Raw genomic sequence first — 7,812 nt, forward strand, 5'->3', positions numbered from 1 at the left:
CAAAACCTTCAACACCGAAGCCGTGAAAGCCGACATGCTCGTCGGCATCGCCAAGATCACCGTCAACACCAAGTAACACCCACCAGAAATACCTGCCGGATGCATGGTCTGCACCGGCGGGAAGTGCCACGGTTCCCCGCTTGGGGTCCGTGGCACTTTTCTGTTCGCGTACCCTAGGGAATCCCGGGCGAAGCGCCGCTGCGGGAACCATAGCTTTGAGAGGCGATTTACATGACTGGAGCCATGGTTGATGTCGTTCTGCCGTGTTTGAACGAGTTCGGCGCCCTGCCGTGGGTGCTGTCCCGGATGCCGGAGGGGTACCGGGCCATCGTTGTCGATAACGGTTCGACGGACGGGTCCGCCGAACTCGCGGCGACTCTGGGCGCCCTCGTGATCCATGAGGGCCGGCGAGGGTTTGGGGCGGCCGCCCATGCCGGCCTGCTCGCAGCGACGGCAGACGTCGTCGCGTTCTGCGATTGCGACGGCTCACTCGACCCGGCGCAGCTGCCGGGTCTGGTCGCCCCCGTCGTCAACGGTACCGCGGATCTGGTGCTTGGCAGCCGTCAGCCGCAACGCGGGTCCTGGCCCCTTCATGCCCGGATCGCCAACGTCGTCCTGGCCTGGCGGCTCCGGCGCCTGACCGGGGAACGCGTGACCGACCTTGGGCCGATGCGGGCAGCGCGACGCGTTGAGTTGCTGTCCCTCGGGCTGGAGGACCGCCGCAGCGGCTACCCGCTGGAAATGTTCCTGAAGGCAAGTCTGCGCCAGTGGAGAATCTTGGAGTTGCCCGTCCCGTATGCCCCCCGTACCGGCAAATCCAAGGTGACCGGAACGGTGCGCGGAACGGTGACGGCGGTTCGGGATATGTCCGCCCAGCTCAAGTCCGTCGCGCCGGCTTCGTCTTCCGGACCGGTCCGGAAGACTCCCAGCAGCGAATGACGGTTATGAGCAAGAGCGTGGATCTTACAGTGGCCATCATCGCCAAAGAGTGCCTGCCGGGCCGTGTGAAGACCCGGATGAGCCCTCCGCTGAGCCCCGAATGGGCCGCCGCCCTGGCCCAGTTAAGCCTGAGCCGGACCTTGGATACGGTCCGGCTCCTCCCGGTACGGAACCGGGTGCTGGTCATGGACGGAACACCGGCTGCGGCGGACGCCGCAGGCTTCACCGTCGTTCCGCAGACAACCGGAGGGCTGGATGAACGGCTTGCCGCCATCTGCGACGCGGCCACCGGTCCGCTGCTCATCATCGGCATGGACACTCCGCAGTTCTCGGCTGACCACGTGGCGCCGCTCCTTCACGACTGGTCCGTGGGCGCTCCAGGTCATGACGCCTGGATCGGCCCGGCCACGGACGGCGGATTCTGGGCCCTCGCGCTGCGCCGCCCCGACGGGGCCTTGATCCGGGGAGTGCCGATGTCCACTCATACGACGGGGTCACGGCAACTTGCCCGCCTGCTGGCCCAGGGCCTCCGTGTCGGGACGCTGAATGAACTGGCGGATATGGACCACTTCAGGGATGCGCTCAACATCGCCTCCGCGATACCGGGAACCACGTTCGCACACGCTGTCCATGACGCAGCCCAGGGTCTTCAGCACTCACTGCCCCTTACCGGTGTCCTGCCGTGACGGCCACCGGCGTGGCATCAGCCACTCACTTCGGCCAGGGCCACACGGAGCCCTATGCCAGGGCGCTGGCGGACGGATCCGGCACCCTGACCCTTCGTCCGGACGTCGACCACACGGCAGCCCCAGTGGACTTCGACGTCCAAAGTTGGTGTGGGGAAGCCAACCTGCTCGAACGTTCGCTCCTGCAGAGCCTTCAGGGACCGGTTCTGGACATCGGCTGCGGACCAGGCAGACTTCTGGCTGCCGCCCAGCGAATGGGCCTTCCCGCGCTGGGGATCGATACCAGCCCGGAGGCGGTCCGCCGGGCGCGAGCCCGCGGCGCCAGTGCCTTGGAACAATCGGTGTTCGCTCCGGTACCGCAGACCGGCCTTTGGCAATCAATCATTCTGCTCGACGGCAACATCGGCATCGGCGGCAGCATCACGACCCTGCTGCTCCGCTGCGGCCAGCTCATCGCTCCGCATGGGACTCTCCTGGTCGAAGTGGAGGCCGACGAGGACCTGGATACCGTCTACTCCGCCGTGCTGGAGGACTCGAGGGGAAACCAGAGCGAACCATTCCGCTGGGCACGGACGGGAAGCGTGGGTCTCGCGTCCCGGGCACAGCGCAGTGAATGGACCGTAGCCTCCGTTCAACGACTTCAGGGCCGCGTCTTTTGCCGGCTCTCCCCCGGCACCAGGCCAGACAGGACCGCAGTGTGACCGTCGCTAAACCTTCGCCGCCGGCCGACGGCGCGCAACGCTCCAGCCTCACGCTGGGCGTCACGCTGACGGCGCTGGTAATGATCCTGGCGGGCTTGCTGTGGTGGATGGTCGTCCCCCACAACCCCTTCGAATCTGCACCCATTGTCGGCACCTTCCTGTCCTGGGGTGTCCTCCTTGGGGCTGCCAGTCTCCTCCGGCGCGTCCCCGGACGCCGCTTGGGTGCCGTCATCACCGCGGGCACTGTGCTGCTGGGTCTGGTTGCCGTGAGCGCTCCGCCGCGAACCAGCAACGATTCCGCCCGGTACGCCTGGGACGGGATTGTCCAAAAGGCGGGCATCTCCCCCTACTCGTACGTGCCCGTCGATGAGACCCTCGCCGATCTTCGGCCGGAGTGGCTGTTCGCCCCCGGTACCACCGATGACGGGGGCCGGCCCGTGTGCGCCAAGGACCTGTTCGGGACGGATTCCGTCCCGGCCTTCGGCTACCCGTCGGGAAGTCCGATGTGCACGGCCATCAACCGGCCGCACGTGCCCACGATCTATCCGCCCACTGCAGAGATCTACTTCTTTGGGGTGCGGGCCTTCGTCCCGGACTCGGTTGGATACCTGCCTTTCCAGCTCGGAGGCCTGCTCATCAGCGTGGCTGTGACGCTGATGCTGCTCGGCGCCCTGGCCAAACGCGGCCTGCCCCTTCACCTCGCCGTAGTCTGGGGCTGGAGCCCATTCGTGCAGCTGGAGGCTGTGAACAACGCCCATGTTGATCTGGTCGGCGGTGCCCTGATCCTGGCCGCCGGAATGCTGTTGACCGGAGGCAAACCGCTGCGCTCCGGGATGGTGTTCGGGGCCGCCGTGGCCACGAAACTCATTCCGGTCATCGCCGCCCCTGCATTGTTGTTCCGGCGCCCGGCGCGGTTCATTGCCGCGGCGCTGGCAACTTTCGTCATCCTTTACGTGCCCTATCTGGCCGCTGCCGGGGCCGGAGTCCTGGGCTTTCTTCCCGGCTACCTCAAGGAGGAGGGTTATAGCCAGAGCGGCGGGACCCGCTTCGGGCTGGCGCAACTTCTCTCCAGCGGAGCCTGGCCGCCGGTGCTCAGCGTCGCGGCGCTGGCCGTCGTCGCGCTCTTCGTGCTGCGGCGGACACGGACCGGGAATGTCTGGGAGCACCAGACCCTCATGATTGGACTGACGTTGCTTATCATCAGCCCCAACTATCCTTGGTATGCGCTCATGCTGTTGCCGTTCATTGTCCTGAGCCGGCGCTGGGAGTACGTCGCCGTCATCCTTGCCCTGGACGCCATCTACATGCTTCCGCTCAAGGGCCCCTTCAGCCTTCCGCTGCATCAAACGGTTCTGATCCTCGCCGCTATCGCCGTCTCGGCCGGTGTCTGGTGGCGGAGGCGCCAGGAACTTCAGCTGGCGGCCCTCGCCGGCCTCGAGTCCCCGACGCCGGTTCCTGCTGGGAGGACCCCGTGACCAGCCCCCCTCCTCTCCCACACCCCGCTCCCCCAATGACAGGATTGCACCATGGACACAGCACTCACCGGCACGCCACAGGCGCGCATCGGCATCATCGGCGGTTCCGGAACCTACCAGCTCCCCGGATCGGCGGTCCTGGCCACCCTCGGCGTTGACACCCCGTACGGTCCACCCTCTGGTCCGGTGACTCTTGCCGACGTCGGCGGACGCACTGTGGCATTCCTCCCCCGCCACGGCGGAAAACATTCACTTCCGCCCCAGAAAATCAACTACCGCGCCAACCTATGGGCGCTCAAGAGCCTCGGCGTCGAAGCCATCCTTTCCTCCTCGGCCGTGGGCGGCCTGAGGGAGGGCTTCGGCCCCGACACGTTCGTGGTGACGGACCAGCTCATCGACCGCAGCTGGGGACGCGCGGACACCTTTTTCGACGGGACCGTCGTTGACGGCTTCCCGTCCGCCGGTGTCCAGCACGTGCCGGCCTCAGAGCCTTTCTGCCCCACCCTGCGTGCGCACGTGGCTGCCGCCCTTGAAGCACACAACATTGCCTACGTCCCGCGGGGAACGGTGGTTGTGATCAACGGACCACGATTCTCCACGAAGGCCGAGTCCGCCTGGTACGTCACCGGCGGTGCTGACATCATCAGCATGACCCAGTACCCCGAACCCCTGCTGGCCGCCGAACTCAACATGGGTTTCGCCAATCTGGCGTTCATCACCGATTCCGACACCGGGCACGACGGCTCGGAACCGGTCACCGCCGACGCCGTCTTCGCCCGGCTGAAGAATGCCCAGCACAGTGTCCTGGCCGTTCTTGAAGAGACCGTCGCCGCCATCAGTGAGGACTACCGCGCCCGGCCGCTGATGGATCAGGAAGCGGTGCGCCGGATCATGGCGCTCCCGTCTGTCCGGGACATGGCGGACGCCAGATGAAGCTCCTCATCACCGGGGGTGCCGGGTTCATCGGTTCCCACGTCGTCGACGACGCCCTCGCCAAGGGCTGGTCCGTGCGGGTCCTCGACTCACTGGACCCCGGACTACATCCCGATCCGCCCGTCTTTGCCCCCCGGGTGGAACTGATGCCCGGTGACGTGACAGACCCGGCCACGGTCGATATGGCATTACGGGGTGTCGATACGGTCTGCCACCAGAGCGCGAAGGTCGGACTGGGCGTCAGCTTCGCCGACGCACCGGACTACATCCGCAACAACGACTACGCCACGGCCGTCCTGCTGGCCGCCATGGAACGCCACAGCATCACGCGTCTGGTCCTGGCCTCCTCGATGGTGGTCTACGGCGAGGGCGCGTATGCCGATCCCCGGACCGGGCTTCCCGTCCGGCCCGGGCCCCGCGCCGAGGCTGACCTGCGCGCCGGTATTTACGATCCCCGCGACCCGGAATCCGGGGCAGTCCTTGTCCCGGCCATGGTCACCGAAGACGCCGCCCTGGATCCCCGGAACGTCTATGCCGCCTCGAAATTGAGCCAGGAGCATCTTGCTGCCTCGTGGGCCCGGAGCACCGGCGGCTCGGCCATCGCCCTTCGCTATCACAACGTCTATGGTCCAAGGATGCCCAAGGATACACCGTACGCCGGAGTCGCGTCGTTGTTTCGTTCGGCGCTGGCCCGTGGCGAGGCTCCGCGCGTGTTCGAAGACGGCGGCCAGCGGCGTAGCTTCATCCATGTCCGGGATGTCGCCGCGGCGAATATCGCCGCCACGGAGTCACTGTCCGGCGCCGGCAAACCGGGTTTCCGGGCCTACAACGTCGGTGCGGACGAGGTACGGACGATCGGTGACGTCGCCACGGCGTTGAGCGCCTTCAGCGGCGGTCCTGCGCCGGTAGTGACCGGCGAGTACCGGCTCGGCGACGTCCGCCACGTCACGGCATCTTCGGAACTGATCAAAGCCGAGCTTGGCTGGGCCCCGAAAGTGGCGTTTGGGGAGGGCATGCGGGAGTTTGCCACCGCTCCCCTGCGCGGCGAGCCGGTCTAACCAGGTCAGGCAGGGCGATAAGGGGTTACCGGCGCCCGACGGAACAACTTCCATAGCGGGCCCCGGACCCCCAAGGTCAGGGGTCCTGCTGTTGTGCCGTCCTGCTTTTGCGCGGGCAGGTTTCCTTGGCGGAAGGACCCCTGTTGACAGCGGTCCTGGCCAGTCGCCCGGTCAGGGGCTGATGGTCCCTGACCGGCCCCGGCGTTCCAGGACAACGATGGCGGCAGCGGAGGACAGGGCCAGGACTACCCAGAACCACACCAGGTTCACGGCGTAGTCGGCCTCCAGGACCGTGGCGGATTGCGCCACGGACTGGGCCTTGAGCAGGATCCCCGCCAGCAGGGTCACCAGGGCGCCGGTGAGCAGGGCACCGCGCAGGACGGCCGCGGACCGGGGTTGAAGTTTCGCACCTGCCCGGGTCAGGCCTGCCCCGGCGAGCGTAGAGAGCGGCACAATGACGCCGTCGTGGATGAGGATGGCAACGGCCATCCATGTCAGCAGGCCGATCAGCTGCGACGGACCCAGTTGGGTGGGCAGCCCCAGCAGCCCATAGCCCAGAATCGTCACGCCCGTGACCCCAAGCGCTCCTCGGGCGGCTTTGACAGTCAAGGACGTTTTCACAGGACCTCCACAGTGTGTAACCACTTGGTCTGGAGCACTCCGGGACGGCCGGGGGCGATGATTCTAGCCGGGTAGCCATGGTCCAGATCGAGGACCGAACCGTTGAGTTCCAGGGCCACCAGCGTCTTCTCGTCCCGGGTGTATTCAGCCGGCATGTTCATCGTGCGGTAGGCACCCTCGGGCTCCAGACTGGTGAATCGGAGTTCGGAACTTGCGGGGGCGCCGACGGCGGCGAGCAGGTCCTGGACGCGGACGCCCCGCCAGGTAGCTATCTGGCTCCACCCTTCGACGCACGCGATCGGCAGTTCGTGGCTGTGCTGGGGCAGCGCCCGGAGCTCATCAAGGGTGAAGGACCGGCTGGACGCACCTGAGTTGACCATGAGCGCCCAGGTCGGGGACTTCGCAAGTTCGGTCACCTTGGCATCGGCTGCGGTCCGGTTCACCGGCACCCCTTGAGGGCCGGTCCCCATCTTGCGTGGGGCGAACAGGTTGGCCGGTGCCAGCCAGGAGAACGACTGTCCCGCTGTCGTTACGACGACGGCCCCGGTCGCGGCTGCGACCGCCGTCAAGAACGCCCGCCGCGACCAGCGTCCGGGACCTGCCGCGCCGACGTCGGAAGCGGGCTCGACGTCGGCAGCGGTGCTGTCGGGCGCGGCAGGCCCGCCGACGGCGAGACCCCTTAATGATCGCCGACGCCAGTGAGCCGCAATGACCGGGAGTTTGACAGCAATGTGCAGCAGGAGCGAGCCCCAGATCACCCATGCCAGCCAGTAGTGGGTTTCGCGAAACGGAAACGGCCATGGATACCACTTGTAGGTATTGATCAGGCCGGTGGTCAGCTGCAGCAGCGATGAGGCGATGAACAGGGCAATGGAGGCCCGCTCGAGGCCGTGTGCCAGGGACTTTACCGGTGGCCACGTCAGCAGTTCCGGATAGACCGACCAGAGCTTCGCCAGCAGCAGCGGAATCGCGGCGATACCTGCCGTCACGTGCAGTCCCTGGGTGAGCTGGTAGATCCAGACAGGACTGGTGGGAAAGAACATCCATGAGGGCGGATTTTGAAGTCCGTGGCTGAAAAGGCCGGTGAGAAAACAGATAGTGAAAGTGATCCCGAGCCAGCGGCCCAGGACAACTGTCAGACGTGTGCCGCGTGTCGGCGAGGCAAACTTCGCTGCCAACGCCTCGGTGATCTTTTGCCCGTCAAGCTTTTGCATGTCTGGATCACTGCACCATTCCTTGGCCGCCAGGGACCACTCTAACCGCCGAACCGAAACGCCACGGACCCCCAAGGTCCGTGGCGTTCTCGGCTATTTCTGGTGGGTGTTACTTGGTGTTGACGGTGATCTTGGCGATGCCGACGAGCATGTCGGCTTTCACGGCTTCGGTGTTGAAGGTTTTG

General features: G+C 66.2%; 9 protein-coding genes. 7 read left to right on the forward strand and 2 right to left on the reverse strand.

The features are described 5' to 3' along the window. The first annotated feature begins 231 nt into the window (after positions 1-231). From ACZYZ3_RS20175 to ACZYZ3_RS20200, 6 genes are read left to right on the forward strand one after another with little or no spacing between them, the layout of a single operon-like run. Entirely contained in the window at positions 232-939 is a 708-nt protein-coding gene (locus tag ACZYZ3_RS20175; RefSeq protein WP_463965552.1) for a glycosyltransferase family 2 protein, read from the forward strand. Between the two features lie 17 nt (positions 940-956). Then, positions 957-1,625, forward strand: a complete 669-nt coding sequence (locus ACZYZ3_RS20180; protein WP_463965553.1) for a TIGR04282 family arsenosugar biosynthesis glycosyltransferase — start codon at positions 957-959, stop codon at positions 1,623-1,625. 11 nt (positions 1,626-1,636) lie between these two features. After that, on the forward strand, positions 1,637-2,326 hold the full coding sequence (locus ACZYZ3_RS20185; protein ID WP_463965554.1) for a methyltransferase domain-containing protein: 690 nt from the start codon (positions 1,637-1,639) through the stop codon (positions 2,324-2,326). Further along, entirely contained in the window at positions 2,323-3,801 is a 1,479-nt protein-coding gene (locus ACZYZ3_RS20190; protein ID WP_463965555.1) for a glycosyltransferase family 87 protein, read from the forward strand. Before ACZYZ3_RS20185 ends, ACZYZ3_RS20190 begins: the two co-directional genes overlap by 4 nt. A gap of 51 nt (positions 3,802-3,852) precedes the next feature. Then, positions 3,853-4,734: an MTAP family purine nucleoside phosphorylase gene (locus ACZYZ3_RS20195; protein WP_463965556.1), complete on the forward strand. Its 882-nt coding sequence runs from the start codon at positions 3,853-3,855 to the stop codon at positions 4,732-4,734. Beyond that, the gene (locus ACZYZ3_RS20200) at positions 4,731-5,792 is read left to right on the forward strand and encodes an NAD-dependent epimerase/dehydratase family protein (protein ID WP_463965557.1); all 1,062 of its coding nucleotides are present in this window, start codon (positions 4,731-4,733) and stop codon (positions 5,790-5,792) included. Before ACZYZ3_RS20195 ends, ACZYZ3_RS20200 begins: the two co-directional genes overlap by 4 nt. A gap of 171 nt (positions 5,793-5,963) precedes the next feature. On the opposite strand, the gene ACZYZ3_RS20205 is transcribed toward ACZYZ3_RS20200, so the two are convergent. After that, entirely contained in the window at positions 5,964-6,401 is a 438-nt protein-coding gene (locus tag ACZYZ3_RS20205; RefSeq protein ID WP_463965558.1) for a hypothetical protein, read from the reverse strand. 8 nt (positions 6,402-6,409) lie between these two features. Next, positions 6,410-7,456, reverse strand: a complete 1,047-nt coding sequence (locus ACZYZ3_RS20210; protein WP_463965559.1) for a molybdopterin-dependent oxidoreductase — start codon at positions 7,454-7,456, stop codon at positions 6,410-6,412. A gap of 55 nt (positions 7,457-7,511) precedes the next feature. Here ACZYZ3_RS20210 and ACZYZ3_RS20215 point away from each other — a divergent pair. Beyond that, positions 7,512-7,812: hypothetical protein (locus ACZYZ3_RS20215; protein ID WP_463965560.1), on the forward strand; the 301-nt coding region annotated here is incomplete at its 3' end.

The organism is Pseudarthrobacter linnaei (assembly GCF_055412825.1).